This window comes from Pseudomonas sp. WPR_5_2, from assembly GCF_003634475.1.
In the GTDB taxonomy this organism is placed as follows: domain Bacteria; phylum Pseudomonadota; class Gammaproteobacteria; order Pseudomonadales; family Pseudomonadaceae; genus Aquipseudomonas; species Aquipseudomonas izuensis.
The window spans coordinates 22,895-48,929 of the sequence record NZ_RBLA01000002.1; the positions used below are offsets into that span (position 1 = coordinate 22,895).

Here is a 26,035-nt window from a genome sequence, read left to right on the forward strand (position 1 = left end):
GGGCTTGCACAGGAGGTTTGCCATGGGCGCAATTTTGAATCTGGTCGAACGCAACCTGCACGAAGTGCACGTAGACGCCGACCGCATGCTGTTCCACATCCCCAGCAGTTCGCTGTTCGCCAGCGATGAACTGACGGGCACCATCATCGACACCTTGCGTGGCCCCGGCTGTTCCTCGGACGACCTGATCCAGCGCCTGGCCGCGCGTTTCAACGGCGAGGAAATCACCGAGACCCTGCGCGAGTTGATGGCCCTGGAACTGGTCAGCGACGGCTCGCCGCTGACCCCGGACATCGCCACCAAGCGCGTTGAGCGCACGGCAATCAACACCGTGGTGCTCAACGTCAACACCGGCTGCAACCTGAGCTGCACCTACTGCTACAAGGAAGACCTCGACAAGCCGTCGGCCGGCAAGAAGATGGACGTCGAAACGGCCATTGCTTCCGTCGAAATGCTGCTGCGCGAATCCCCGGACGAAGAGCGTTTCACCGTGGTGTTCTTTGGCGGCGAGCCGTTGAGCAATCGCAAGCTGATCGAGTACATGGTCGACTATTGCGAGAAGCGTTTTGCCGAGGCCGGCAAGTTCGTCGAGTTCGTCATGACCACCAACGCCACGCTGCTCACCGAAGAGACCGTGGATTACCTCAACGCCCACCGTTTCGGATTGTCAGTGAGTATCGACGGGCCGAAAACCGTGCACGACCGCAACCGCATCACCGTGGGCGGGCAGGGCACCTACGACGTGGTGCGGCGCAAGGCCGAGATGCTGCTGTCTCGCTACAACAGCCGTCCGGTGGGCGCGCGGGTGACCCTGACCACTGGCGTCACCGATGTTGAAACCATCTGGGATCACCTGTTCAACGAATTGGGCTTTGCCGAAGTCGGTTTCGCCCCGGTGACCTCCGGCGACATCAGCAGTTTCAACCTCACCAGCGATGAACTGGTGCAGGTGTTCGCCAACATGAAGGCCCTCGGTCGCCGTTACCTGGAAGCGGCGCTGGAGCACCGCAACATCGGTTTCTCCAACCTGCACCAGTTGATCACCGACATCCACGAAGGCCACAAGAAAGCCCTGCCGTGCGGTGCGGGCCTGAAGATGCTGGCGGTGGATCACAAGGGCGAGCTGAACCTGTGCCACCGGTTTACCGGTTCGAGCCTGCCGACCTTCGGCAACGTCCACAGTGGTGTGAAACAGGTGGAGTTGAACGACTTCCTGTCCCAGCGCCTGGACCGCACCAATACCGGCTGCGAAGACTGCCAGATCCGCAACCTGTGCTCCGGTGGCTGTTACCACGAGAGCTACGCCCGTTACGGCGACCCGACTCACCCGACTTATCACTACTGCGAACTGATGCGTGACTGGGTCGATTTCGGTATCGAGGTCTACACCCGGATCATGGCCAATAACCCTGCGTTCATCAGCAGCTACATCACTCCGCGCAAGGCTCACTGATATGAAACATCTCAAGGCAATCAATAACAAAGCGTTGAAGCTGGATCAGGCCGCGGACGAGAACCGCATCGAAGAAGTGGTGGCCATGAGCTCCGTGGCGGGCTGTGCCTCGACCACCGACCCGGGCTGGGAAATCGATGCGTTCGGTGGTGTGTCGTCGCTGTGCCAGCCGATGGAGGCCGACCTGTATGGCTGCTCCGACCCGTGCTGGTGGCCGGCCCAGGTGCCGGACATGATGAGCACCTACCCGGACTGGAACAAGGATGCACAGGCGTCCAACGACAACTGGCGCAACCTCGGCACTGTCTTCCCGAAAGACAAGTGATCGGATAACAAGAAGGATTCCAGCATGCGTAATTTGAAAGCCTGCGGCCTGGCCGCGTTCGCCGTCCTGAGCACTCTTTCGCTCACCGTTGTGGCCGATGAAAACACCGCGCTGCAAGACGGTCACGAATACATGTTGACCACCAATTATCCGAACAATCTGCACGTGATCGACCTGGCCACCGACACGCTGTTCAAGACCTGCAAGATGCCGGACGCCTTCGGTCCGGGCACCGTGCAGCTGTCGCCGGATCGCAAGACCGCTTACGTGCTGAACAATCACTACGCGGATGTCTATGGCGTCGAACTGGACAGTTGCAAACAGGTGTTCCACGCCAGCATCACCCAGAAGCCCGGGGAGAAAGCGAGGTCCATGTTCGCCTTTACCCTCAGCCATGACGGCAAGGAACTGTTCACCATCGCCAACCCGACGCTGATGCTCAACGATCACTACGAAGTGCAGCAGCCTCGGCTCGATGTGTACAAGACCGACGCCGGCATGGATGCCAAACCCGTGCGCAGTTTCCCGGCGCCGCGACAGCTGACCATCATGCAGAGCGGTGACGACGGCACGCTGTACGTGGCAGGGGCGGATATCTACAAGGTCAACGTGCAGACCGGCAAGTTCGACGTGCTGATCCCCAGCCGTCACTGGAAACGCGCCAACTACGCCGCGCCAGATGTGCTCTACGTATGGAACCAGCAGACCTATCGCCATGACTTCTCGCTGCTCTACACCACCGCGAAATTCAAGGACAAGAAACAGGACCCTGCCACCGCCGACTACCTGTACGGCCTGTTCAGCATCGACCTCAAGACCGGCAAGACCGAAACCACCGACTTCGGTCCCCTGACGGAAATCTACTTCAGCGGCATGCGCTCGCCGAAAGACCCGAACCTGATGTTCGGTGTGCTCAACCGCCTGGCCAAGTACGACATCAAGGAGAAAAAGATGCTTCAGGCGGCGACGCTCGATCACTCCTACTACTGCATTTCCTTCAACAAGGACGGCAGCAAGATCTACCTGGCCGGGACGTTCAACGATGTGGCGATCTTCGATGCCGACAGCCTGAAACAGATTGGCAGCATCAAGATGCCGGGTGGGGACATGGCGATCACGACTGCGCAGGTTTTTGTGCGGTAACGGCGGCGCCTGAGCTGACGCCTTCGCGAGCAGGCTCGCTCCCACATTTTTACCGCATTCTTACTGAAAGAACGCGGTCAACTGTGGGAGCGAGCCTGCTCGCGAAGAGGCCTTCAAAAACAACACAAAATCAAACCCCCGGCACCGGACACCCCAAATCCCCCTCCTGGCACTTCAAGTACGTCTTGAACGTCTCCACTCGCGCCTTGGTCAATTCCGTCACGCAATTGCCGTAGATCAGCGGATAAACACTCCCGCCTTCCACACCTGACGCCGAAAACTTGCACTCGGCATCGCGAAACGCAATCCACGAACGCTGCGCATCCACCAGCAGTTTCTTGCTATCAGGATTGCCCTTGAGCCTTGAAGTGATTTGTTGATACAGCGCATTCAACTCCTTGTCTGCCGCCGCATGCTGCTGCGACGCACACAGGTTCATCGTGGCCTGGTCGGCAGCATTGTCGCAGTCCACGGCATGGGCCAATTGGGTGAGCAGCAAAGGCGTCAGTGCCAGGAAAAAGCGTGTGCGCATGGGGAAAACTCGCTGTATCAGAGGGGGATAGGGGGCAGTGTAGCGAAGCGAAAAGCGATGCAAAGAGAGCGATTGCGACAACTGACACCCGATTCATACAACTTTCGGGCTGGACATGTGGTCTTACAGGCCTACTGTTGTTCAGTACAGGAGGTGACATATGAAACCAGTACCCAATAGTTTTGAACGCAAAATAATGCTCAAGTCGCCGCGCTCCCATGTCTGGCGCGCATTGGTCGATGCCGAGGCGTTCGGTCAATGGTTCGGTGTCGCGCTCGAAGGCAGGCGTTTCATTGCCGGTGAGTGGACCCAGGGACAAGTCACGTATCCCGGTTATGAACACGTGTTGTGGAATGTGCTGGTCGAGCGGGTCGAACCGCAGCAGTTGTTTTCGTTTCGTTGGCACCCCTACGCCGTGAATCCGAAGATCGACTACTCCCAGGAACCCACCACGCTGGTGAAGTTCGAGCTGGCGGATTTCGAGGACGGCACGCTGCTCAAGGTGTCCGAGTCAGGTTTCGCCCACATTCCCGACATTCGTCAAAAAGAAGCGTATTACATGGACAGCCGTGGCTGGGAAGAGCAATTGGGCAGGCTCGAGCACTTTCTCGTCGATAGCGCCAAGGCCCGCGAGCGTGAAAGTGAATGATGCATCTAAGGGTTTTCGGAAGGGTGCTATAGCGAATGTCTTACACGCGATGGTAGCTATGTCGTCTATTGCAGATTGGATCCGATGCGTATTCTGGCCCCATCCACTGACGCACAGGGAGTGCTCAGGATCATGGATGATCGGCCATTTGCATGGAGTGCTGACGACAGGGAGTCGTAATGGTCTTGGAAAAACCCGCTTCGGCGGGTTTTTTTGTGGGCGCATGAAAATGGCCGGCGAAACTCTACCTGTAGGAGCGAGCCTGCTCGCGATGGTCGTTAACGATAACGCGTGTTGACTGGTAAAACGCGGTGCTCTTGAGACCATCGCGAGCAGGCTCGCTCCTACAAGTCGAGTTTCGCCGCGGCACGCTCAGTGATTTGCGCACGCAGCTTCAACGACCCGGCGGCGCGCTGGCGAGCTTCCTCCAGCACGCCGGCCGGCGCAGTATCCGGGCTGCCGGCCCGGAACGGCGGCGCCGGCGCGTATTCCAGCTGCAATTGCACCAACTCGGCAGTGTCCTGATCGAACAATTCAGCCGCCAGGGTCAAGGCAAAATCGATGCCTGCGGTGATACCGCCACCGGTCAGCAGATTGCCGTCGCGCACCACCCGATCCTTCACCGCAATCGCTCCCAGAGGCGTCAGCAACTCGTGATAGGCCCAGTGGGTGGTGGCGCGCTTGCCCTTAAGCAGGCCCGCCGCACCGAGTACCAGCGCACCGGTGCACACCGAGGTGACATAACGCGCCGTCGCGGCCTGTTCCCTGAGGAACGCCAGGGTCTGGTCATCTTCCATCAACGGCCCGACCCCGCTGCCGCCGGGCACGCAAATCACATCCAGCGCCGGGCAGTCGTCGAAGGTGGTGGTGGGTTTGAGCATCAGGCCGGTGCTGGCGGTGACGGGCATCAGGTCCTTCCAGATCAGATGCACTTTCACATCCGGCAACGAGGCCAGCACGTCGTAAGGGCCGGTGAGGTCGAGTTGTTGCACCTGTGGAAACAACAGAAAACCGATCTGCAAGGTCATGGTGTTTTTTCTCCTGAAGTGGGTGGACGGCTTCACTGTAGGCGCCTAGCATTTGGCGCATACGCCAATCACCCCACGAATTACGCCAAAATGCCCAAAACCATTCATGTGCTCGCATTTGCCAATGTGCAATTGCTTGATGTCACCGGGCCGTTGCAGGTGTTCGCCTCGGCCAACGACATCGCCCGCCAGCTAGGTTTACCCACACCTTACGCGCCGACGGTGATCGCCGGTGGTGGCGGGGCGGTGATGTCGTCGGCGGGCTTGGCGTTGTTGGCCGAACCGTTGCCGGAGCAGGGCAGCGATACCCTGATCATCGCCGGCGGCTGGGGTGTTTACGCGGCGGCGGAGGACCCGTCACTGGTGACCTGGGTGCGCGAACACGCGGCGCGGTGCCGGCGGGTTGCATCGGTGTGCACCGGGGCGTTTTTGCTGGCGGCCAGCGGTTGGCTCGATGGCCGGCGCGTGGTCACCCACTGGACTCGCTGCGATCAACTGGCGCAGAAGCACCCGGCGCTGCAGGTCGAACCCAATCCGATTTTCATTAACGACGGCCCGGTCTGGACCTCGGCCGGGGTCACCGCCGGCATCGACCTGGCGCTGGCGATGGTCGAAGCCGACCTCGGCCGCAACATGGCCCTGGAAGTCGCCCGGCAACTGGTGGTGTTCCTCAAGCGGCCCGGTGGCCAGTCGCAGTTCAGCGTAACCCTGTCCTTGCAGAAAGAAGGCAATCGGTTCGACGAGCTTCACGCCTGGATCAGCGAAAATCTCACCCAGGATCTCGGCATCCCGAACCTGGCCTTGCAGGCCGGCATGAGCGAGCGCAGCTTCGTGCGCCACTACCGCGCCGACACCGGCCAGACCCCCGCCCGGGCCATCGAGTTGATTCGGGTCGAGACGGCGCGACGCCTGCTCAGCGATACCGGCGTGCCGATCAAACGGGTCGCCGTGCAATGCGGATTCGGTAGCGAAGAAACCTTGCGCCGCTGTTTTCTGCGGGCCATGGGCGTGACGCCGCAGGCCTATCGCGAACGTTTTTCCGTCAGTGCTGCAGCAGATCCAGTAGCGCCTTGAGCGTGGCCCCGGGGGCTTCTTCGGGAATGTTATGCCCGACCCCCGCCAGCACCCGGCGCTCGTAACGCCCGGTGAAGTGTTCGAGGTCGTCGTCGATTTCCGGTGCCGGGCCAACGCCATCGTCGGCACCACACAGGGAAATCGTCGGCACGCTGATCGGTGGTTGCTTGGCCAGGGCCTCTTCCATCCACTCCAGCGCCGGATCGCCCGGCGCATACATGAACCGATGCCGGTACGAATGAATCACCACCTCGACGAAATCCGGGTTGTCGAAGGCCGGTGCGCTCAAGGGGTATCGTTCAGGGCCTTGGCTCCAGGTCGGCGACCACAGCTTCCAGAGCAGTTCACACAAGTCCCGGCGATTTTCCGTCAAGCCTTCGACGCCGCGCGGGGTGTGAAAATAGAACTGATACCACAGGCGATGCTCGGTTTCCGGGTCCCGTGGCCGGGTCGAACGGGGAATGTCCTGCAGGTTGTAGCCATCCCCCGTCACCAGGCAACGCACCCGCTGCGGCCATAATGCCGCCACGATGCACGCCGCCCGACCGCCCCAGTCGTAGCCGCAGAGGGCTGCTTTCGAGATGCAGAGGGCATCCATCAGGTCGAGCAGATCCTGGGCGAGGGCTGCTTGCTGACCTGAGCGCAATGTATCGGGGCTGTTGAAACGGGTCGGGCCGTAACCGCGCAGGTACGGGACGATGACGCGGTAACCTTTGGCTGCGAGGGGCGGGGCGATTTCGTCATAGGCGCGGGCCGAGTAGGGGAAACCGTGGAGCAAGATCACCGGGTCACCGGTGCCGGGGCCGTGCTCTTCGTAGGCGAGGTTGAGCCACGGTGTCTGGATGACCTTTACTGGATGATCGACCACGACAAGCTCCCGATTAATGACCTATTGAAAGGCTAGATCCGCGTTTGCCTGAGCCCGATGCAATTACCCCAAGGGTCGCGCACCTGGCGCCGTTACTCAACGGCTTCAACTTCCGCCACCTGATTGAAGTACTTCGCCCGTTCCGGCGTGAATGTCACTACCATCCCAGTGCGGGAGCAGGTCAGCGCCCGTTCCTCGCTCAAATCCACATCCAGATCCTCCCCACGCAAACCCTGCCATTGGGCGAGGTATTTGAGCGAGCCGTACTTTTCGAGTTTTTTCAAGCTGCGGCTGACGCCACCTTTCCAGCCGAGCACCGGGAGTTCACCGGCGAGGCATTGTCGGGCGAGGTCGGGAAAGCGGGCGGCGCGCTGGCGACCGATTTCCCAGCACTTGATCAGACCCTTGTCGTGCGCCTCCCACAGCTCGTCGCGGTTCAGGCCGGTTCGCAGGGGGAGATCGATGCTGCGGTGGATGCGTTGGGTCATGCCGGTTCCTTGAATTCGGGTTTTGTTGGACAGCTCCGCTGTGCCCGTTGAACCGGATGTTAGGTGGGGACGTAACGGCTGGCAACAAAGAATTTTGTTGTAGGAAAAGTTACCGGTGGAGTAATTAATTAAATACAGTCGAGCATTTTTAGGCAGGTGTTTAACAGCTCTAAATGCTTGAGCTGATCCAAATGCAACGGCTATGTTGGTTGCCTGAAAATTTTATGTGGGGGGTATGTTGAACTAAAAAATATTTTGGGCAATGGAAAATATCTTCTTGTACTCTGAACATGAGGTCATTAGTTCTGTGTGATGTCCCGAAGTGGAAATGGAGCCATTTTTTATAAGGAAGATTTTGTCAGATTTTTTCATGAGTTTTGGGTCGTGAGTGATACAAATAAGTAATTTGGTTTTACTTAGTTTGATCAGAGTGTTTGTAATTACGGCAGATGATTCGCAGTCTAATGCTGAGGTTGGTTCGTCTAAAATATAACAATTGCTATTCCTCAATAGCGCACGAGCTAAACATATTTTCTGTTTTTGCCCGCCTGAAAGCTCTTTACCATTTTCATCGATAAAATACTCAAGTTTATCGGGTATGGATTCTACGAAGGACGTCAGTCCTACTTGGTTGAGTACGTACATGATTGTAAAGTTACTTATTGTTTGCCCGCAGCATAAGTTATCTTTGAGTGTGCCTGAAAAGATATAATTATCTTGAGATGTCACGCCTATTTCTTTACGAAGGCTTCTTAGGTTTTGTGCAGACACGGTGTTTCCATGATAATAAATGTCACCTGATGAGAATCCGTATAACCCGATAAGTGTTTGGGCTAAGGTTGATTTGCCTGAACCGCTAACGCCAGTAAAAACAATAAATCCGGGGCTGTATAGTTCGAGCGATATGTCCTCAAGCCCGACGTTGTTGTTAGAGTGTCGTGAAGTCAAGTTGTGCAATGAAAAAATTTTGTACAGTTCCCTTTTTTGATTCGGGGGGAAGGGGTTTTGCTCGGCAGGCAGTTCGTTTAGAAGTCTAATTTTTTCAAGAGCGGTTTTTGCTTCCTGATATTTAGTTAAAAAATCGCTAGAGCCAGAAAGTAATGTGCTTAACCGGCTTGCTAGGAGCTGTATTATCAGAAATTCGCCAATAGTAAGGTCTTTGGATGCCATAGCGATGCTGCCGGTAATTAGAATGACGAGTGTGAGCGAACGAGAGGTCAACGAGCCCCAGAACTGTATTGTACCGCTGGTTAATAAAAGCATTCGCAACGACATTGTGGCATTTTTGATATGGCGAAGTGTCCTTTTATATAAAAAACTTTCTAAGGCATGATGTTTGATGTTTTTTAAGGAAGAAGCAATTGAGGATACGGCGTTTTGCTTACGACTTTCTTTAATATTATACTCATTAAGTTGACGTGAAAGGTTAGATGATCGGTTTTTTAAAGTGAGCACGCTGAGTGCTATAATTACGGCGGTTGTAAACGCAATAATTGGGCTGAAATGAATGATAATGACGAACGATATGATGGCTTGGCCGACTTCCAGAATGGTTTGTGGTGCAGTATGTAATGCAAATTCCTTAACGTAGGAAATTCGGTTCGTTGCATTTAGAATATTTCCTGGCGAAAGTTGCTTTTGTGAATAGGCCCTGCTAAGAATGGTTTTCATGAGTCTACCGCAAAGAAGTAGCTCTAAATATGTGCCAATGTTTGTGATTGTTATAAGGCGCCAGTTGCTGAATATAACTTCAGTTAAAGAAGCGCCGATGGATAAACTGACCATTAAATAAAATTTGTTGCTGTCTTCAGCAAGGGCTGCGTCAATGCCCCTTTGTAATGTAAGGGGGAATGTAAAGCTTGTTATGTAAATTATTGCAGTGCATGCTGCTATAATTGCGATTTGGAGTCGTTTAGGTTTCAGCGCAGTGAATACAATCTTCCATTCATTTTTATTTTCGTTATACCCATTATCTTTCATGGTTATGGCTCTTTCATGCGTAGACGGTAAGTAATAAATTTGTTTTTAGATGTGGCTGTGTCGATCATGAAGCCTAGTTTTTCAAATAGTCGTATGCAGCTAAAGTTGTCAGGTAGGATGTTTGCAATAAATGTAGAATATCCGCTTTTTCGGCACTGGTTTATTGAGTGGTTGATAAGGGCGAATCCGATGCCTTGATTTCTAAAATTTTCCTTAGTTATGCATTCTATTTCATAATTGTTCAGGGTTGATCGAAATCTGATTATAGATAGAGCCAATATTTTATCGTCAATATGTGCGATGTTGACGTATGTTGGTGCAGTGCTATCAGTTAGTAAAAGGTGGAAAAGTATTGTTTCTCTTAGTGTGCCGGAAGAATGTGCAATAGAAGGTTCGTCGGAATATAATTTTATCAATTCATCTAAGTCTCTGCCGACTGCAGATCTGATGTGAAATGCTAATTTTTCCATAGTGAGTCCACTAGTTTCTCAAGGTCCGTATACGGTATTAATCTAATAATTAGCTCGGAGGTTTGTTGATGAGCTAGCTCTAAAATTTCTTCGCTAATGACTATGTTGTTGTGGAGAAAAACCAAGTTTCTTAATTGGTTGGTTTTTATTAGTGTTGGAGTGTATTTGTTGATATATGATTCTATAGTGCCGCCGTAGCCTGAGGTGAAATTATTCCAGATAGTGAGTTTCTGCTCTTCTTTGTCTTCAACTCCGGTCAACCACCACATGAAAGTGGCTATATCAAATGCTGGGTCGGAAATATTTGTGTGTTCAAAATCAATTAATGTGCAGTGATTTTTCGAATAGAGCGCGTTCCCTGGCCAAGCATCTCCATGGCATATGTGACGTTTAAAGTGCTGAGTATGAGGAGTGGAAGTTTTTTCTATGTCTTCAAAGAGTTTGATTATGATTTTTTTAAGAAGATTTGCTTGAGGGTAGTCGCGAATTTTCCTGAGTTTTTTTATTATTTGATTGGGGGACGTTGAACTTTTTTTGGGGTTTATGAATGGAGGAGCAGGGCAATTGTGCAGTTTTAACAGGGCTCGGCCAAAAAGAAGCTCGTGCGCACTGTTTGCGGTGTATGTGGTGCCATTGTGTTCATAACTCAAAATTCCATAGTAGGTTTGATTGTCAAATACTTAAATTTGTTCTTCGTGGGATTCTGGGAAGATGGGTTCAATACAGTCAAGCTTATTGATGAGAAGATGAGCCATCATATTTCGTTCAAACGATATTTGATATTTCGTGTGTTCGTTTTTTCTAAATATTTTTAGGATAAAGTGCTTCGTGCTGTTTGATATGCGAAATATTTTATTTATACCGTTGTAAATTAACTCTGCACGTTCTGCCTGGATGGCGTATCCCTGTGATATCTCATGCAGCAAACTGTTTTGACCGATCATAGGTAAGCTCTCAGAAAACGCTCAATCGCTAAAATATTCAACAAGTAGTCCATGATGTATCTCGGTGTTCGTGTGGTCAGTTGCTCTAGGTCGCGTTTGAGTAAATTTCTCTCGACTAGGCCGATTTCTACAATGTGCATTTTATTGAACGTACTCAAGATGAGTTCTTTTTGTTTGAGTAGTGCCATCTTGTCGGCATGCATGAAGGTTTCTTTGGGGTAGTTGCAAAATGCCTTGCTCTGAGTTTTTTTACAAAGTAGGTCTGTAAGTAGTGTTTTGTTTAGTCGAAGGTGTAATGGGAGAGAGTTGCAAAACTTAATTATGCGGTTATCCCGGAAAGGGTACAGTGGCACCAGGTTATAACTAAGGAGTAAAGGAGCTCTTCGCGACATTGCAAGTAACATTCCTGTGTCCACAATTTTTTTGGGGGAGCAAGGAAGTAAATGCGAACCTAAAATGTCTTGAGTTTGTGGTGTTAATCGATCATTTAGAAGCTGGTTGTATAATTCCCAAGATGTATCATCAATGCTTCTTAGTCGGTCTCCAGAAAAATCTTCTTCTAAAAATTGTGGAAATAACTCGTCTCCGCCACAACCGTTCATAATGGCGTATTGTCCATCTGCGGCTGCTTGGGACCAGATTGATTCAAAGGCCGCTCCATACGCCTCTGAGTTTAAATAATATCTATCCTTTGCGGGTGAAGAAATTAAAGGTAAATGATCTTTTATCTTTACAGCATAATCATCTCCATTAATGTGGCTTATAATTTTTTGTCTTCGTGTTTTTTGACTTTTTTCTAGTGTTGGATCGCTTATTAATATTCCATATGTGTTTGTTTTTTTTGATTGAAGTGAAAGTGCACAGGTAATGGCGACAGTCGAAGAGTCTAGTCCGCCGCTTAATTCGACCGCTACGTTGCTTGCCTCTCCAATCTGAAACTCCATTTTGTTCTTCAGTAATGTGTGAAATAGATCGATGGCGTTATCGGAGTCGATTTTCTCTATACATTGAGGGAGTGGAGTCTCAAGGTCCGGGTATTTGTATTCGCATGACTCTGCTGAAAATGTGCAAGAAGAGCCCGCAGTCAACATTGATATACCCTGGAAGGCTGTTCGATTAGTGTAAATTGGCTCAAATGTGGATTTTACAAGGTATTCATAGTCAATTATTAATGACTTTTTGGTGGTTGTAATTTCCCTGAAATTCCAGTTTAAAAAAATGGCGTTCTTATTTTGGCAAAAATATATGGGTATGCTACCTTCATTGGATGCAATAATTCTGAGTGCGTTTCCATTGTTTCCAGTCACTAACTCGATTAGAAGGCCCTCTGAATCAAGAGTCGAGAACTCTGCGTAAATTTTTTTTAGTTCGGAGTTTTTGAGTGTGCTGAGGTTAAATGGCTTGTTGACTGGTTCTAAGTGTGGGCTTTGGCGAATTATGCATATCCAGCGTTCGACGCTATGAAATAGCGTCGAACTGATGTAGGGGTTGTTCAATACACTTAAGTAGCTCCCATCGTTCCAGAAATATTTACTGTCGTAGAAAGTAGGTAGGCCGAAGCAAGATTGTAGATTGATTTTGCAATTTATCATAATAGATCACTCGCTGGGGGAACGGCCTACCTGTGATATTACCTGTCTGATGAATCTGAAATTTAATTAGTAGCGGAGACGATTGCTATCGCCTTGAACCAAGAATTTTGGAGCTCGTTTTGGCATTGATGGCGGATTGAGTACAGAGATCTCAGTGGACTGTACGATATTGGTGTTTTGCTGGTTTTTAACTGTTTTAACATTTTTCATAATTGATTTCCTCATATGCGGGCCAATCCCGCCTTGGTATAAATACCTATTTTCTACCGGAGGAAAAAGTCCAATTATGTCTAAATGTATTGCCTTTTTTGTCTTGATTGTTTTTGAAAGAGTTATCTGGTTCCGAGAATAAATTTTACGAATTTGTAGTACGAGCGCGCGGTGCTTAGGGAGAGAAGTTTTTCTTGGATTTGGTTTGATGCGGTTAAGTATGAGGTTATTTTAGGAGTGGGCGATATAAAGGGTCTAATTTTTACTTCGGAGTGACTAATTTTAGAAAGGTTTGATTCTGTTGCAACTCCGATTCCATGCGTGACATTTATTAGAAGCAATAGCATGTCCAAACTGGATGCGTATTCCAGAGGTGCTATTTGTCTCGTATCTTGTTTTGGAGTTTTTGCAGTGAATTCGTAGAGTGTTTGCTGAGAAATTGGTTTTAATAAACTAACGGGTGTGACGCTATATCTTCAAGGCTTATTGTTGTGTTTGTCGACAGTTGGTGGTTTATAGGTATAAGTGTTGCTATTGCTTCGCGCCATAACGGAATGGCGGTAAAACCCTCCATGGCAATGTTGATTGGGGAGATTGCTGCATCAATTTTTCCGGATTTAAGTGATGCGATTAGATGCCTTTCATTTATTTCAGATATACATATTTTCAACTTTGGATTTTCTTTTTTGACTAATTCAAAGAGTCTCGTAGTATAGGGTTGTGCGAGGTTTTCTGTAATCGCTATACGTATAGTCGTGGTACGGGGACTCCAGTTACTGTTTATGCATAGGCGTGCTTTTTCGGCAGCTAGAAGCACTTGTCGCGCTTCACGAAGAAATACCTTACCTGCGTCAGTGAGTTTAGTTGATCTAGTTGTCCGATCGAACAGCTTTACGCCTAAATCGTTTTCTAGGTCTTTGATTGATCTGGATAGAGGTGACTGTTCAATGTGTAAACGGTCAGCGGCTCTGCCAAAATGCAATTCTTCAGCTACACCAATGAAGTGTTTTAGATGCCTTAGTTCCAATTTAAACTCTCCTTGTTTGTTATTGTTTTTATTAGTGCAGTCTTGTAGGGCGTAAAATCGTTGTGGATGATCCTGTTTTCGCGATAAATTCCAGATCGTAACGCACGATTGTGCTCTCTATTAATAATAGAGTCTGCGAGAAAATTAGATACATCGTTCAGCCTGGTTGGGATTCGGCCGACATAAATTAGAGATGATTCCTACTTTTTAATGCGTGACGTTTTTAGCTGGCTGGTAATTATTTTGATGTAAGGCTCAACCTTCTCACGGCTGCCAAAACCCCTTCTCCCCACTCAACTTCCGATCCAGAAAACACGCCGCGCTGATCAACGCCAGGTGCGTCAACGCTTGCGGCGTATTCCCCATATGCCGCCCGTGACTGTCGAATTCTTCAGCGTACAACCCCAACGGATTGGCATAGCGCAGCAGTTGCTCGAATTCCAGATGGGCCTTTTCCACCCGTCCGGCGCGGGCCAGGCACTCGACGTACCAGAAGGAGCACGCGGCGAACGCGCCTTCGGTGCCGGGCAGGCCGTCGATGTGGGTGTGTTCGTTGCGGTAGCGGTAAACCATACCGTCACGCACCAGGTTTTTCTCGATGGCATCGAGGGTGGCAAGCCAGCGTGGGTCCCTGGCGCTGACGAAACGCACCAGTGGCATCAGCAGCATCGAACCGTCGAGGCCGGTGCCGCCGATGTGCTGGACGAAATGCCCGTGTTCTTCATTCCAGAAGTTCCCCCAGATGTCGGCGTAGATCGCCTGACGGGTCTGGTCCCAGCGGGCGAACGGGGCTGGCAGGGAGCGTTTCGAAGCGAGGCGGATCGCCCGGTCCAGCGCCACCCAGCACATCAGGCGCGAGTGCAGAAAGTGATGTTGTTCGCCGCGCATTTCCCAGATGCCGACGTCTTCCTGCTGCCAGGTGTCGCAGACCTGATCGACCACTTCCACCGTGTGTTTCCAGCCCTCGTGGGAAATGGCTTCGCCGTACTTGTTGACCAGGTACACCGCGTCCATCAGCTCGCCGAAGATGTCGAGTTGAACTTGCGCGTAAGCCAGATTGCCGATGCGTACCGGCGTCGCGCCGCCATGACCCGACAGGTGCGTGAGATCGATTTCCGGCAGTTCCTGCCGACCATCGATGCCATACAGAATATTCAGTTTCATGGCTTTGCCGTGACAGTCGCTGACCCGCCCACGCAACCAGCGCATGTAGGCGTTGGCCTCTTCGGTGAAGCCCAGGCGCATGAAGGCGTACACAGTGAACGAGGCGTCGCGGATCCAGGTATAGCGATAATCCCAGTTGCGTTCGCCACCGACGTTTTCCGGCAGGCCGAAGGTCGTCGCCGCAAGGATTGCGCCGTGTTTGCGTGAAGTCAGCAGCTTCATGGCCAGCGCCGAGCGGCTGACCATTTCCCGCCAGCGGCCGCGATAGTTGGACTGGCCGATCCAGTCGCGCCAGAACTTCAGCGTGCGCTCCAGGCACAAATCCGCGGCGCCTTTCTTGAAGCGCGGATCATCGATGGCGCCGAGCAGAAACTCGGCGGTCTGGTCCTGTTCGAGAGTGAATTCGGCGACGGCGGCGTTGCCGTCGATGCTCAAGGTCTGGGCCGATGACAAGCGCAGGGACGGCTGATTGGCGGCGTCGAAGATCACATCTTTATTGTCGAGGCGGGCACGTGTACCCGCGCGGGCATAGTCATGGCACACGGCACATCGCAGATGAAAGTCTGCCTTGCCACTGACCACCCGCACCCTGCGCATCAACATCGGCAACTCATCCTCAGTGTCGCCAATGGGCAGCAGATCGGTGATTTCCACTACAGCGCGGTCGCTCAGCCAGCGGGTTTGCAGCACGTTGGTATCAGGCAGGTAGATTTGCTCGCGGCGGGCGTCGGGCAAGTCCGGGGACAGTTGGAAAATCCCTGCTTCGGGGGTGTCCAGCAGCGAACAGAAAATCGATGGGCTATCGAATTCCGGCCAGCAGAAAAAATCCACGCTGCCCTTGTCATTGACCAGCGCGGCACTGCGCATGTCGCCGATAATGCCGTGGGCATCGATGGTGCTTTGGCGTTCGGGGTGGTGGTCAGTCATTGTCGGGAGTACTCCGGGAACTGAGAGCCTGAACAGAGGACTGGTCTGGGGGGGGAGAGTTCATTAGCCTGGAATGACAAGGTGGCTTTGCCGGCCTCTTCGCGAGCAGGCTCGCTCCCACAGTTGAATGGTGTATGCGGTCCATTGTGGGAGAGAGCCTACTCGCGAAGGGGCCTTCACATTCAACCAACAATTCGACTCTTTCCCCCGCTGCCAGCCCTATGGCAACTTGCAGGCCCTTATCGAGTCCGAACCCCCATGGCAAACCCCTACCGCGAACTGTTCAAGGCCCCAGGCAGCCGAGCCTTCGTACTGGCCGGGATGATCGCGCGCATGCCGATTTCCATGACCGGTATCGGCCTGATCACCATGCTTTCGCAGTTGCAGGGCGGCTACGCACTGGCCGGGGCGGTGGCGGCGACGTTTGCGCTGGCCACGGCATTTTGCGCGCCACAGGTGTCGCGGCTGGTGGACCGTTTCGGTCAGCGGCGGATCCTGCCAGTGTCGGCGCTGATCGGCGGCGGGGCGTTGTTGCTGCTGTTGCTCTGCACCCGTTTGCAGGCGCCGCAATGGACGCTGTTCGTGTTCGCCGCGCTGGCCGGTTGCATGCCGAGCATGTCGGCGATGGTGCGGGCGCGCTGGACCGAGTTGTATCGCGGCCAGCCGCTACTGCAGACCGCTTATGCCCTGGAGTCGGTGCTGGACGAAGTCTGCTTCATTGTCGGGCCGCCGTTGTCGGTGGGTCTGTGCGTGGTGGCGTTCCCCGAGGCCGGGCCGCTGGCGGCATTGTTGATGCTGGCAATCGGGGTCACGGCGTTTGTCCTGCAACGCAGCACCGAGCCGGCGGTGCATCCCTATGAAGAACATCTTATGGGTTCGATCATTCGCTCTGTGGACGTCCAGTGGCTGATGCTGTTGATGGTCGCCATGGGCACCATCGTCGGCGTGGTGGATGTGGTCAGCGTGGCTTTCGCCCAGCAGCAGGGGCAACCCGCGGCGGCGAGTAATGTGCTGTCGGTGTACGCCATCGGCTCATGCCTGGCCGGGCTGGCATTTGGCGCGCTGCGTTCGAAGGTGCCGCTGCCGCGCCTGTTTCTCTACGGTGGGGTAGCGACGGCGGTGACGACCTTGCCGCTGTTGCTGGCGACGAATATTTTCGGGCTGTCGCTGGCGGTGTTCGTCGCCGGGCTGTTTTTTGCCCCGACCCTGATTGTCGCCATGGCCCTGGTGGAGCAGATCGTGCCGCCGGCCAAGCTCACTGAAGGCTTGACGTGGCTGGTCACCGGCTTGAGCATCGGCGTCGCGATCGGCGCGGCCAGTTCCGGGTGGCTGGTGGATGCGTTCGGGGCGCGCAGTGGGTTTTGGGTGGCGATTGCGGCGGGGGCCGTGGTGTTGGGTTCTGCGGTGCAGAGTTTCCGTCATTTGAAATAGAGGTTAATTGTGGGAGCGAGCCTGATCGCGATGGAGTGTCAGCCACATTGATCTCGACTGATACACCATCGCGAGCAGGCTCGCTCCCACAGGGATACTCCTTCGACTAATTTCTGTCAGGTTTCATCCGTTCTCCCTATACAGACAACTTTTCGAGGTAAGCCCGGTGACCCAGCTGACATTGCTGTGCCTGCCCTATTCGGGTGCGAGCGCCATGGTTTACAGCCGCTGGCGGAACAAACTGCCGCAGTGGCTGAAACTGCAGCCGGTGGAGCTGCCGGGGCGGGGCGCGCGGTTTGGTGAGCCATTGCACACCGATATGCGGCGGTTGGCGCTGCAACTGGCGCAGGAACAAAAAACCACGCTCAAGGCACCCTATGCGCTGTTCGGCCATAGCCTCGGCGCGTTGCTGGCCTGTGAGATGGCCCATGCGTTTCGCTCGCTCGGCTGTGCGGAGCCGGTGGCCCTGTTTGCCTCGGGTACCGCTGCGCCGACAATGCGTGCCGACTACGACCGTGGTTTTGCCGAGCCCAGGACCGATGCCGAACTGATCGAGCAACTGCGCACGCTCAACGGCACCAGCGAGGAAGTGCTGGCCAACCAGGAGCTGATGAGCCTGACCCTGCCGATCCTGCGCGCCGACTTCCAGTTGTGCGGGCGGTTCGAGCCGTTGCCACGTCCACTGCTCCAGTGCCCGGTACACGTGCTCGGCGGCAAGGCCGACCGGGCCACCATCGAGCAGTTGATCGGCTGGAGCAAGGAAACCCGTGGCAGCTTCTCCGTGGACATGCTTGGCGGCGGGCACTTCTTCATTCATGAACATGAGGCCAAGGTACTCAAGGTGATCAAGGATCAGCTTGAAGTGCATCATCGCCGACACGCCATGGTTGCCAGCGCCTGATCCGACGCCTGTAGGAGCTGGCTTGTCGGATCGCCGCATCGCAGCGAAGGGGCCCGAATGAACGCTACAAATCCTCAAAGCTGAACCCTTCCTGAAGAACCCCGCGATTCCCCCTGCAAGGTTTTGTAACAGGTTTACTCTCCACATACCGGGGCGTAAGCTTCGCGCGTTTTCAATCCATAGCGGAGACCCACAGTGGGTACTTGTTCGAGTGACAGTAGTCGGCCGGTTTCGATAACCGGCACATCCTCGGCCTGATAACGCGCCATCTTTTTGTGCCGTTGTCTCGCCGTAATAGCGAGCAGCGGCATCCCGATCACGGCCATTTCCGGCCGGTGTCCCGACGTCCTTCTCATCGACGCTGAACCGTGCGTGATGTTCGACCTTTTGTCGTCATCGCGGCGCACCGACACGCCTGCTCGACGGTTTCCCGGCTGATCCTGGGGGAACTGCCATGAACCTGACCCTGCTCAAGGAATTCTTCGCCGGATTCCTGCGCACCCGCCACATCGCCCGGCACTTCCGTCGCCTGGCGCTGCTGGAAAACTTCACCGACACCACGGTCAGCCGCGAGGTGCCGCCGACCCTGGCGCAAACCCTGGTCAGCGCCGCCGGCAGCGACACCGGCGCGCTGCTGGGCACTTTGGGCAGTCACACCGACGGCTTGAGCGAACTGGAAGCGGAAGCACTGCGCGAGCAATTCGGTCTCAACGAGGTCGAGCACGAACAACCGCTGCCGTGGTGGACGCACCTGTGGCACTGCTACAAGAATCCGTTCAACCTCCTGCTGACGTTGCTGGCGGTCATCTCCTGGCTGACCGAAGACATGAAAGCCGCCATCGTGATTTTTTCCATGGTGGTGCTCTCGACCTTGCTGCGCTTCTGGCAGGAAAGCAAATCCAACCAGGCCGCCGATGCGCTCAAGGCGATGGTGAGCAACACCGCGACGGTGTTGCGCCGGGATCTGGAAAACGGCGGTACACAGCGTCTTGAATTGCCGATCAAGCAACTGGTACCCGGCGACCTGATCGTGCTGTCGGCCGGCGACATGATTCCCGCCGATTGCCGGGTGCTCAGTGCCAAGGACCTGTTCGTCAGCCAGGCGGCCATGACCGGTGAATCGATGCCGGTGGAAAAATTTCCGCGCCGCCATGACAGCGACACCCTCAATCCACTGGACCTGGACAACATTCTGTTCATGGGCACCAACGTGGTGTCCGGCACAGCGATGGCGGTGATCCTCACCACCGGCAACAACACCTATTTCGGTGCGCTGGCGCAACGGGTCGGCGCCACCGACCGTGCCCCCACCTCGTTCCAGACCGGGGTCAACAAAGTCAGCTGGTTGTTGATCCGCTTCATGTTCGTCATGGCGCCGCTGGTGCTGTTCATCAATGGCTTCACCAAGGGTGACTGGACCCAGGCGCTGCTGTTCGCACTGTCGATTGCCGTGGGCCTGACCCCGGAAATGCTGCCGATGATCGTGACCTCGACCCTGGCCAAGGGCGCGGTGTTCCTGTCGCGCAAAAAAGTCATCGTCAAACGTCTGGATGCGATCCAGAACTTCGGTGCCATGGATGTGCTGTGCACCGACAAGACCGGCACCCTGACCCAGGACAAGATCTTCCTGGCGCGCAATGTCGATGTCTGGGGCAATGACTCCGATGACGTACTGGAAATGGCTTACCTCAACAGTTACTACCAGACCGGCCTGAAAAACCTGCTGGACGTGGCAGTGCTCGAACACGTGGAAATCCACCGTGAATTGAAAGTCGGCACGGCGTTTCGCAAGGTCGATGAAATCCCGTTCGACTTCACACGTCGGCGCATGTCGGTGGTGGTCGCCGAACGTGATCAACCGCATCTGCTGATCTGCAAAGGTGCCGTGGAGGAAGTGCTGGGGGTCTGCTCGCGGGTGCGTCATGGCGAGGTGGATGAAGTGCTCAGCGAAGTGCTGCTGGCGCGGATCCGCCAGGTCACTGCGACATTCAACGCCGAAGGTCTGCGGGTGGTTGCCGTGGCGGCCCGGCCAATGATCGAAGGGCGCGATACCTACAGCCTGGCCGATGAACGGGAACTGACCCTGATCGGTTACGTAGCGTTCCTTGATCCACCCAAGGAAAGCACGGCCCCGGCGCTCAAGGCCCTGGCTGCCCACGGCGTAGCGGTGAAGGTGCTCACCGGCGACAACGAACTGGTGACCGCGAAAATCTGCCGTGAAGTCGGACTGGAGCAACAAGGCCTGCTGCTGGGCAACGACGTTGAACGCATGACCGATGCCGAACTCGCGGTCGCGGTGGAGCGTACCAACGTCTTTGCCAAACTGACGCCGTCGCACAAGGAACGCATCGTGCGCCTGCTCAAGGGCAACGGTCATGTGGTCGGATTCATGGGCGACGGCATCAACGATGCGCCGGCCCTGCGCACCGCCGACATTGGTATTTCGGTGGACAGTGCCGTGGACATCGCCAAGGAAGCGGCGGACATCATCCTGCTGGAAAAAAGCCTGATGGTGCTGGAGGAGGGCGTGCTGGAAGGGCGGCGTACCTTCGCCAACATGCTCAAGTACATCAAGATGACCGCCAGTTCCAACTTCGGCAACGTGTTCTCGGTGCTGGTGGCCAGCGCGTTCATTCCGTTCCTGCCGATGCTGCCGATGCACCTGCTGGTGCAGAACCTGCTCTATGACATTTCGCAGATCGCCATTCCGTTCGATAACGTCGACGCCGACATGCTGAAGAAACCGCAACGCTGGCAGCCGGCGGATGTCGGTCGGTTCATGCTGTTCTTCGGGCCGATCAGCTCGATCTTCGATATCACGACCTTTGCCTTGATGTGGTACGTGTTCGATGCCAATACCCCGGACCATCAGACACTGTTCCAGTCCGGCTGGTTCGTGGTCGGGCTGCTGACCCAGACGCTGATCGTGCACATGATCCGCACGCCGAGGGTGCCTTTCCTGCAAAGCCGCGCGGCGATGCCGCTGATGGTGATGACCGGGCTCATCATGGCCGTGGGGATTTTCCTGCCGATGGGACCGCTGGCGCATTACTTCAAGCTGCAGGCGCTGCCGTCGCTGTACTTCGTGTTCCTACCGGTAATTCTGCTGGCATACATGGGCCTGACCCAGGCGGTGAAGGGGTTCTACATCCGGCGGTTTGGCTGGCAATGATTCCGCCGCTCCCTGTGGTGGATTCTTTGGTTGGGAGGAAGTATCCGAGCGACCGAGATCCACGGTGGGAGCGAGCCTGCTCGCGAAGAGGCCATCCCATCCAATATCCATGCTGACGGACCCACCGCTTTCGCGAGCAGGCTCGCTCCCACAGGGGGACGCAACAATTGTGATCGCGCGTATCCGATGGGGGTTGGTATTTAGGAAAAGTCCTACAGAAAGCTCGAGGGGTCTTCCGTAGCCTTGCGCCCTCATTAATCTGACTCGCTTGCGGGGGGCCACGTTGTCGAACAAGTCATTACGCATCCTGATCGCTGACGAACAACACTTTCACCGGTTGCGGATCGAACGCTGGTTCAACCAGCTTGGCTACTACGGGGTGGCGCCGGTGCAGAGCCTCGAAGAACTGCTGATTCTGGTGGAGTACGCCAGCGAGCCCTTCGACCTGCTGGTCGTCGATGCTGCACTGGCCGATGGCAAGCTGGATCTGCTGGATTTGTGCCTCGATAACCGGCAACTGGATCACGTGTTGATCTACAACGGTGCGCAGGCCGGGCTGTCACCCATTCCCGCCGGTGAAAAACAGGGGGTTCAGGTAAGCCACGCTTCGTTGCCTGATCTCGCATCAATCCAGCGCCTGATGGCCGTCGTCGATCCGCGGTTACCGTTCGTCGGCACTGTCATTTCTGTCAGGTAGTGCCGCGCAGTTATCCGTGCCAAAGTCCAAGCGCAGCTACTGCGTTCAATTCGGGCCTTGCCCCATCGTCGTGCTTTTGCCCAGGGAGTTGCCATGAAGCGAGTGTTGATTGCGGACGATCATCCGGTGATTCGCGGGGCACTCAAAATCGTACTCAGGCAGGAGGGCTACAAGCACATCCTTGAAGCCGGCACTGGCAACGAAGTTTTACCGATGATCCGCCAGCACGAGCCGGATCTGGTGGTGCTGGATTTGAACATGCCGTGCCTCGACGGGCTGGAGGTGCTGGCACGTATCCAGGCAAGCGAAGTGCGGTGCCGGATCGTGGTCTTCACGTCCCAGGAAGCGGAGCATTTCCAGGATCGTTGCATGCGTGCCGGTGCCTCGGCCTATGTCGCCAAGACCAACGATCTGGAGCATTTGCAAAAAGCCGTGCACGCGGTGATGGGCGGATACACTTATTTCGCGCGCCTGCCCTCGAGTTCGGTGTCGATGAGCATCATGCAACGCACCGAAAAACAGATGATCGACAATTTGTCGGACCGCGAATTGACGATCTTCCAGCAACTGGCCCGGGGCATGAGCAACAAGGCCATCGCCGAGGCCCTGCATTTGAGCCACAAAACCGTCAGCACCTACAAGACCCGTTTGATCGAAAAACTCAACGTGGAGTCGTTGGTGCATTTGCGCGATCTTGCCTTGCGCAATCATTTGATCTGAATGAACGCCTTGCGATGTCCGCGCGTTTTGAAAAGCCTGCTATTGCTGGGCGTTGTCCTGTGGGGCATCACTGTCAGCGCCCAACCACAAACACTGACGTTGCTGGGACGCTCCAGCGTAGAGGGTTATACCGCCCGGCTCTCTGAAGCCGATACCCGCTGGTTGCAGCAAAAAGGCAAGCTGGTGCTGGCCGTTTCAGTCCCTTATCCGCCCTTCGAAATCACCCCCACCGATCGCGCACTTGAAGGCATGACGGCGGACTATGCCGGTCTGCTCAGTCAGTTGTTACAGGTGGAGGTTCAGGTGCGGCGCCTTACGTCGCGAGAGGAGGCAATCCGGGCGCTCAAGCAAGGGGATGCGGACTTGCTGGGAACGGCCAACCGGTATGAGGCACAGGATCCACAGCTACAGATGTCCAGCGCCTATGCCGTCGATCAACCGGTACTGGTGGCACGTACCGATTTGCCGAATGTGCCGGACCCGACCTTGGCCGGCAAGCGCCTGGCGATGGTGGACCACTACCTGCCTGAACACAGCGTAAAACAGTTCTATCCCGAGACTGATGTTCGGCTTTACCCCTCGACCCTGGCAGCCGTGGGGGCGGTGGCTTTCGGTCAGGCGGATGTCTTTCTGGGGGATGCCCTCTCTGCCCATTACCTGATCAGCAAAAACTATCTCAATAACGTCCTGCTGGCCGACTTTTCACCCATGGAACCCGGTCACTTCGCCTTTGCCCTGAGCCGCGACAACCGGCGGCTGTTGCGCATCGTCAACCAGGCATTGGCGGCGATCCCGGCCAATGAACAGATGAATATTCTACGGCGGTGGGGGGCGAACGGGGCGTCGATGCCGGGCACGAAATCACTGCAATTGAGCGTGGCCGAACAACGCTGGCTCGACCGACACCCGCGTGTGAGCGTGGCGATCAACGACAATATCCCGCCGATCACCTTCATCGACAGCGATGGCAAGTTTCGCGGTATCGGGGTCGATGTGCTGACGAAAATCAGCCTGCGCACCGGGTTGCAATTCGACATCCGCGCCATGCGGTCGGTGACGGACATGGTCAACGGCATCAAGAGCGGAGAGGTCGACGTGCTGGCCGGGATCGGCCTCAGTACCCGGCGTGAAGAGGACCTGCTGTTTACCCGGCCATTCCTGAGCAGTCCTTCCGTGCTGGTGACTCGCGTGGCGCCCGACAGCCCCAGAACCCTCGAAGAGATGGCGGGAAAAACCCTGGCAATGACTTACGGCAACATTGCCGGCGAGTTCGTTCGGCAACACTTCCCGCTGATCCGCTGTCTGGATGCCCCCTTGTCAGCGGATGCCATGGAAATGGTCGCCCAGGGCAAGGCCGATGGCAGTATCAATTCGTTGATCAGTGCCCGTTACCTGATTTCCCGGCAATACCGCGATCGCCTGCAAGTGACCAGCACGGTGGGCATCGATCCCGCCCGCAGTACCCTGGCGACCAGTCGCGAGGCGACCGAGCTGCATTCGATCCTGGACAAGGCGTTGCTCAGTATCCCCCCAGAAGAAATCGAGGAGCTGAGGCTTCTTTGGCGCAATGACCTGATGGTGGAGCAAAGCGTTTGGCTACGTCACCGACAGTCCATTTTTCAGGCATTCGCCGCGGCCGGTTTCCTGCTGTTGCTAGCCTTGGCCGGGATCGCCTGGCAGCGTCGGCAGATTCGTTTGCGCCAACAACTGCTGGGGCAACTGCAGGAGGCCAAGGACGCCGCCGACGATGCCAACCGCGCCAAGACCACGTTCCTGGCCACCATGAGCCATGAGATCCGCACGCCGATGAACGCCCTGTTGGGCATGCTTGAACTGGCGCAGAAAAGGGCCGAGGAGGGCGTTACCGACCGTGCGGCCATCGAGGTGGCGTCCAAGGCCGGGCAACAGCTGCTGGCATTGATTGGCGACATTCTGGACATTGCCCGTATCGAGTCCGGGCAACTGTCGCTGTCGCCGGAGCGGGCCAATCTGCAGGCGTTGGTGATGTCGGTGTGCCGGGTTTTCGAAGGCCTGGCACGGCAGAAGAACCTGCGGTGGCGGGTGGAATTGGGTGAGCACAGCGACCGCGATGTGCTGGTCGACGCCACGCGCTTGAAGCAGGTGCTGTCCAATTTGCTGAGCAATGCGATCAAGTTCACCCACGAAGGCGAGGTCAGCCTGTGCTTGCGGGTGGTGCCCGCACCGCCTGACCGTCTTGCCGTCACGCTGTGCATCGAAGACAGCGGCATCGGCATCAGTACCTATGACCAGCAACGGCTGTTCAGCCCGTTCGTGCAGGCGGGGAACAGTCCGCAAGCTGGCCGACAGGGTTCCGGCCTTGGGTTGGTGATCAGCCGTACCTTGTGCGAAATGATGGGGGGACGCTTGCAGCTCTACAGTGCTCTCGGGCGCGGTAGCCGGGTGGACATCAGCTTGGAACTGGTGGCGTTGCAAGCATTGCCCGACATTGAAATGCCGCAGGAGAAATCGCAGGTTCGTCCCTTGAGCATTCTGGTGGTCGACGATTACCCACCCAATCGTGAATTGCTTTCACGGCAATTGAGTTATTTGGGGCATCAGGTTCAGGTCGCGGAGGATGGCCAGCAAGGTTTCGAGCAATGGCGTGAACGCGCCTTCGATCTGGTCATCACCGATTGCAACATGCCGAAGGTCAGCGGTTATGAACTGGCGGGAGCGATCCGCGATGAGGAGCGGTTTGAAGTGGGGGAGCGGACGGTGATCCTGGGCTTCACCGCCAATGCGCGACCCGAGGAAAAAGTTCGTTGCATTGAAGCCGGCATGGACGACTGCCTGTTCAAGCCGATCCGGCTGGTCGACTTGAGCGCATGGTTGGCCTCGAGATTCTCCAGCGAACCGGCAGGCGTGACCCCATTGCCTTCCCCCAATGAAATCGACTTGAGCGGGCTGCGCAAATTCACGGGGGCCGACGATGAACTGATCACCCAGCTGTTGAGCGACCTGGCCGTGACCAATCGCGATGACCGCGAGTGCCTGCTGCAAGCTCATGCCAGTGGCGACTACCACGGTTTGCAGGACCTGGCGCACCGTATCAAGGGCGGGGCGCAGATGGTCCGGGCGCAGAATCTGGTCGAGTGTTGTGAGCAACTGGAGCGTGCATGCGGTAGGGGGGATGCCTCACTGATCGACGCCGCCGTCGATCAGTTGCATCAAGCCATGACCCGCCTGGACTACAGGCTCGAGCAGGATTTAGGCTAGACC

21 protein-coding genes are annotated in these 26,035 nt (G+C 55.3%); 11 read left to right on the forward strand and 10 right to left on the reverse strand.

All coding sequences use genetic code 11. The annotated features are described in order from the left end of the window. Nucleotides 1-22: 22 nt before the first annotated feature. From peaB to peaD, 3 genes are read left to right on the forward strand one after another with little or no spacing between them, the layout of a single operon-like run. Nucleotides 23-1,453, forward strand: coding sequence for a quinohemoprotein amine dehydrogenase maturation protein (gene peaB / locus BJ917_RS08750; protein WP_096509867.1), 1,431 nt, complete (start codon nt 23-25; stop codon nt 1,451-1,453). Between the two features lies 1 nt (nt 1,454). Further along, nucleotides 1,455-1,778 carry a quinohemoprotein amine dehydrogenase subunit gamma gene (gene qhpC, locus BJ917_RS08755; protein WP_008016081.1) on the forward strand — a complete coding sequence of 108 codons (324 nt, stop codon included), beginning with the start codon at nt 1,455-1,457 and terminating at the stop codon, nt 1,776-1,778. A 24-nt stretch (nt 1,779-1,802) separates the two neighbouring features. After that, nucleotides 1,803-2,921 carry a quinohemoprotein amine dehydrogenase subunit beta gene (peaD, locus tag BJ917_RS08760; RefSeq protein WP_096509868.1) on the forward strand — a complete coding sequence of 373 codons (1,119 nt, stop codon included), beginning with the start codon at nt 1,803-1,805 and terminating at the stop codon, nt 2,919-2,921. 130 nt (nt 2,922-3,051) lie between these two features. On the opposite strand, the gene BJ917_RS08765 is transcribed toward peaD, so the two are convergent. Continuing rightward, nucleotides 3,052-3,453, reverse strand: coding sequence for a lysozyme inhibitor LprI family protein (locus BJ917_RS08765; RefSeq protein WP_121103123.1), 402 nt, complete (start codon nt 3,451-3,453; stop codon nt 3,052-3,054). A gap of 160 nt (nt 3,454-3,613) precedes the next feature. On the opposite strand from BJ917_RS08765, the gene BJ917_RS08770 reads away from it, so the two are divergent. Continuing rightward, nucleotides 3,614-4,102: an SRPBCC family protein gene (locus BJ917_RS08770; RefSeq protein ID WP_096509870.1), complete on the forward strand. Its 489-nt coding sequence runs from the start codon at nt 3,614-3,616 to the stop codon at nt 4,100-4,102. 344 nt (nt 4,103-4,446) lie between these two features. Here BJ917_RS08770 and inhA read toward each other — a convergent pair whose 3' ends face one another. After that, entirely contained in the window at nt 4,447-5,130 is a 684-nt protein-coding gene (inhA, locus tag BJ917_RS08775; RefSeq protein ID WP_121103124.1) for an isonitrile hydratase, read from the reverse strand. A 90-nt stretch (nt 5,131-5,220) separates the two neighbouring features. Here inhA and BJ917_RS08780 point away from each other — a divergent pair, with 90 nt between their 5' ends. Beyond that, nucleotides 5,221-6,204, forward strand: coding sequence for a GlxA family transcriptional regulator (locus BJ917_RS08780; RefSeq protein WP_121103125.1), 984 nt, complete (start codon nt 5,221-5,223; stop codon nt 6,202-6,204). Here the strand turns inward: BJ917_RS08780 and BJ917_RS08785 are convergent. From BJ917_RS08785 to BJ917_RS08825, 8 genes are all read right to left on the reverse strand, one after another. Continuing rightward, nucleotides 6,173-7,072 carry an alpha/beta fold hydrolase gene (locus BJ917_RS08785; RefSeq protein ID WP_121103126.1) on the reverse strand — a complete coding sequence of 300 codons (900 nt, stop codon included), beginning with the start codon at nt 7,070-7,072 and terminating at the stop codon, nt 6,173-6,175. The genes BJ917_RS08780 and BJ917_RS08785 overlap by 32 nt on opposite strands. Before the next feature lie 92 nt (nt 7,073-7,164). After that, complete coding sequence (locus BJ917_RS08790; RefSeq protein ID WP_121103127.1) at nt 7,165-7,560, reverse strand: hypothetical protein; 396 nt, start codon at nt 7,558-7,560, stop codon at nt 7,165-7,167. Nucleotides 7,561-7,803: 243 nt separating this feature from the next. Further along, nucleotides 7,804-9,540, reverse strand: coding sequence for an ATP-binding cassette domain-containing protein (locus BJ917_RS08795; RefSeq protein ID WP_121103128.1), 1,737 nt, complete (start codon nt 9,538-9,540; stop codon nt 7,804-7,806). A gap of 2 nt (nt 9,541-9,542) precedes the next feature. Then, nucleotides 9,543-10,010 (reverse strand): GNAT family N-acetyltransferase, encoded by a 468-nt coding sequence (locus BJ917_RS32645; protein WP_121103129.1) that lies wholly within the window; start codon nt 10,008-10,010, stop codon nt 9,543-9,545. Continuing rightward, nucleotides 9,998-10,660 carry an aminoglycoside phosphotransferase family protein gene (locus BJ917_RS32650; protein ID WP_158602474.1) on the reverse strand — a complete coding sequence of 221 codons (663 nt, stop codon included), beginning with the start codon at nt 10,658-10,660 and terminating at the stop codon, nt 9,998-10,000. The genes BJ917_RS32645 and BJ917_RS32650 overlap by 13 nt, the downstream gene beginning before the upstream one ends. Before the next feature lie 290 nt (nt 10,661-10,950). Beyond that, nucleotides 10,951-11,898 carry an asparagine synthase-related protein gene (locus BJ917_RS31875; RefSeq protein WP_158602475.1) on the reverse strand — a complete coding sequence of 316 codons (948 nt, stop codon included), beginning with the start codon at nt 11,896-11,898 and terminating at the stop codon, nt 10,951-10,953. A gap of 1,303 nt (nt 11,899-13,201) precedes the next feature. Continuing rightward, complete coding sequence (locus BJ917_RS08820; protein WP_121103133.1) at nt 13,202-13,783, reverse strand: LysR family transcriptional regulator; 582 nt, start codon at nt 13,781-13,783, stop codon at nt 13,202-13,204. A gap of 264 nt (nt 13,784-14,047) precedes the next feature. Continuing rightward, complete coding sequence (locus tag BJ917_RS08825) at nt 14,048-15,874, reverse strand: glycoside hydrolase family 15 protein (protein WP_121103134.1); 1,827 nt, start codon at nt 15,872-15,874, stop codon at nt 14,048-14,050. A 258-nt stretch (nt 15,875-16,132) separates the two neighbouring features. Here BJ917_RS08825 and BJ917_RS08830 point away from each other — a divergent pair, with 258 nt between their 5' ends. The 6 genes from BJ917_RS08830 to BJ917_RS08865 all read left to right on the forward strand — a co-directional run bounded on the left by BJ917_RS08830 (nt 16,133) and on the right by BJ917_RS08865 (nt 26,032). Next, a complete protein-coding gene (locus BJ917_RS08830; RefSeq protein WP_121103135.1) occupies nt 16,133-17,305 on the forward strand; it encodes an MFS transporter in 1,173 nt (390 codons plus the stop codon). A gap of 166 nt (nt 17,306-17,471) precedes the next feature. Beyond that, a complete protein-coding gene (locus BJ917_RS08835; protein ID WP_096509878.1) occupies nt 17,472-18,206 on the forward strand; it encodes a thioesterase II family protein in 735 nt (244 codons plus the stop codon). Between the two features lie 454 nt (nt 18,207-18,660). Then, complete coding sequence (gene mgtA, locus BJ917_RS08845) at nt 18,661-21,378, forward strand: magnesium-translocating P-type ATPase (RefSeq protein WP_121103136.1); 2,718 nt, start codon at nt 18,661-18,663, stop codon at nt 21,376-21,378. A gap of 283 nt (nt 21,379-21,661) precedes the next feature. Beyond that, the gene (locus BJ917_RS08855; RefSeq protein ID WP_121103137.1) at nt 21,662-22,075 is read left to right on the forward strand and encodes a response regulator; all 414 of its coding nucleotides are present in this window, start codon (nt 21,662-21,664) and stop codon (nt 22,073-22,075) included. A 93-nt stretch (nt 22,076-22,168) separates the two neighbouring features. Next, nucleotides 22,169-22,795, forward strand: a complete 627-nt coding sequence (locus BJ917_RS08860; RefSeq protein ID WP_096509881.1) for a response regulator transcription factor — start codon at nt 22,169-22,171, stop codon at nt 22,793-22,795. Further along, nucleotides 22,796-26,032: a transporter substrate-binding domain-containing protein gene (locus BJ917_RS08865; RefSeq protein WP_121103138.1), complete on the forward strand. Its 3,237-nt coding sequence runs from the start codon at nt 22,796-22,798 to the stop codon at nt 26,030-26,032. It begins immediately after the preceding gene. Nucleotides 26,033-26,035: the final 3 nt, after the last annotated feature.